This is a genomic window from Sutterella parvirubra YIT 11816 (assembly GCF_000250875.1).
GTDB lineage: Bacteria > Pseudomonadota > Gammaproteobacteria > Burkholderiales > Burkholderiaceae_F > Sutterella > Sutterella parvirubra.
The window spans coordinates 1-2,598 of the sequence record NZ_JH604929.1; the positions used below are offsets into that span (position 1 = coordinate 1).

At 60.4% G+C, this 2,598-nt stretch carries 2 protein-coding genes and 1 pseudogene; 2 read left to right on the forward strand and 1 reads right to left on the reverse strand.

The features are described from left to right. Positions 1-297: hypothetical protein (locus HMPREF9440_RS11645; protein ID WP_008541619.1), on the forward strand; the 297-nt coding region annotated here is incomplete at its 5' end. A 357-nt stretch (positions 298-654) separates the two neighbouring features. On the opposite strand, the pseudogene HMPREF9440_RS03700 reads toward HMPREF9440_RS11645, so the two are convergent. After that, a pseudogene (locus HMPREF9440_RS03700) lies at positions 655-2,094 on the reverse strand (YfcC family protein). Between the two features lie 224 nt (positions 2,095-2,318). Between HMPREF9440_RS03700 and HMPREF9440_RS03705 the strand changes: the two are divergent. Next, positions 2,319-2,598, forward strand: a 280-nt coding sequence (locus HMPREF9440_RS03705) for a helix-turn-helix domain-containing protein (protein ID WP_008541623.1), incomplete at its 3' end; no start/stop codon positions are given.

Below are 2,598 nucleotides of genomic sequence, written 5' to 3' on the forward strand. Positions count from 1 at the left end.
GACTTCGCGGATGTCGCGGGCTTTGAAGTTGGCGTCGAGAGCCATGATGGTTCCTTTTCAGAAAATGAAGACAAAAAGAGGTCGTTCCGGCCGGAATGCGCTTCCGGCAGGTCAATGGTTGAAGTGGGTCGGCGGGAAGCCTTCTCGGGGTTCACCGGCGTCGCGGCGCCGGGTCCGGACAAGCTTCCTCAGCGGGCGGAGCCGCTCCTTCAGGGCGGGAGCGACGTGCGGGAGAGGCAGGGGATGGCGGTCATGGTCAATTCCTTCAAGCCGGTTGGGTCGATGCCCATACTCTAGTGGCGGCCCCCGGTACGGACGAGAGCCGTGCGCGTCAAAGTGATGTCATTTCGCGCCACAACCTTGAGGGGCTGAAACATCCGTCCTTCCTTGATTTCGAAGGATCTTCCGGGGTTTGCGGCGAATTTCAGGGGCGGGATTTCGGCAAACCCTTTGGCGCTCAATGATGGGCAAGCCTTGAAAAGAGGCTTCCGACGGCGGTTTTCGGGATGCGTTCGGCGAAAGTGACCGGTCCGTCCGTACGGGGCGGTCGACATTTCCCGGCCGGGAAGGCGGTTCTGAGGCGCCCGCAAAAGCATGAGGGCCGCCGCCGGATGCCCGGCGACGGCCCTCACGGACCACGGTTTGAGGGGAAGGTCAGAACGTGATGTCGAAGACCTGCTGGACGTAGAGCGCCGCGGAGGCGACCACGCCGAGGATCAGGAAGAGCGGACCGTAGAACCTCACCCATTTGAAGTAGTCGACCTTCGAGATCGCGAGCGTCGCGATGAAGAAGCCGGACGTGGGAAAGAGGATGTCGGTCAACTGTCCGCCCCAGGCGTTCGCCGACACGAGCGTCTGCTGCGAGATGTCGAGAAGCGTGCCCAAGGGCGAGAGGATCGGCATCGTCAGAATCGTGAGCGCGGTCGCACCCGGAATCAGGATGTTGAAGATCGACTGTTCCCAGAGCACCGCGATCGCGGTGAAGGCGGGCGGGACCGACGCGAGCATGTTTTCGAGCCAGAAGACGATCGTGTCGGTAATGAGACCCTTGTCCATCACGACCGAGATCGAGGCCGCGACGCCGCAGAGAAGCGCACTCACCATGAGGTCGCGCATCCCGTCGTTGATGTCGTTGCAGATCTGCTGGGCGCTCTTCCCGGCGACGACCGCGGCGATGATGCCGATCGCGAGGAAGAGCCCGCCGATCGCCTCGAACCCGAGGTTCATCGTGAGGATCAGACAGATCGCGCACGGGAAGAGGCAGAGCGTGGTGATCCCGGCCCAAACCTGACGCTTCGTGAAGGTCTTCTCCGTCGTGCCGACCGCTTCGTACTCGGCGCGAAGCGCCTTGTCGGTTTCGTACGAGAGGCTCGCTTTGGGATTCTTCTTCACGCGCGCCGCATAGACGACCACGTAGGCGACCGAGATGAGGACGGCCGTCACGAGGATGATCAAGCGGTAGCCCGAACCCGAGAACATCGGAATCTAGGCGATCTGCTGGCCCATGCCGACGGAAGCGGGCACCGTGATCCCGAAGATGAAGCCCATGCAGGGGCCGAGGAGCGCGACCGCGGTCGCGGTCATGCCGTCGTAGCCCAGACGATAGAAGAGCGGGAGGAACACGGGGAGGTACGCGAGCGAGAGTTCCGGCGTCCCGATGAAGGCCGCGATGATGCAGACCGCCACCATGAGAAGCGGTGCGACGAGGTAGTCGGACTTGCCCAAGGCGCCCGAGAGCTTCTGGATGCCGAGGTCGACGATGCTCGCGCGCTTCAGAAGCCCCATGCAGGCCCCGACCATGAAGGTGAGGACGATCACGCCCGCGGCCTTTTCAAAGCCGTAGGGAATGGCGGTGATCACGTCGAAGAAGCCTGCGGGATTCGGGGCGATTTCCTTGTAGGTTCCGGAGACGACGAGGTTCTGCATACCCTTCGTCGTTTCGACCAACTGCCGGTCGTAGCTCCCGGCGGGGATGACGTACGTGAGGAGCGCCATCAAAAGGACGAAGGATCCGAGAATGATGTAGATGTCGGGAAGTTTGAAGCTTCGCTTGCGGGGAGGCGCGTCCTCCGCCTTCTTCGTAAGGTCGGACATTTTGGGGTTCCTTGACTTGGGGGTTGGGCCGGGTGGTCGTCCCCGACCGGGATATTAAACCAACAAGCAAATACTTCAAGTTCAACGCCTGCTAAGAAGGCCGCTTCATTTGAAGTAGCCTATTTTTTAATATAAAGATGCGTCATTCCACCATGTTAGAAATATGCAAAGGCTCCATTTATGGTATAATTCCTTAGTAAATCAACGACCTTGAGAAAATCTCGATGGAAAAAGTGGATGCCCGCAAGATCTCGCCTGAGGCGCAACAGGATCGCCGTATTCGTGCCTTCGAACTGAGGGCCGAAGGCTTTACCTACGCCAGCATCGCTCAAGCTATCGGGGTCACTGAGCGGATCCTCTACACATGGTTCCGGCGTGCCCGTACTGACGGGAAGGAGGCGGCGATTAAAGGCGGCACCCGCGGCCGTCGTCGCTTCGAGGGCGCCAAGCTGAATGAGTCGGAGCAGACCCAACTCAAAGAGCTCCTCGTCAACAAGAAACCCT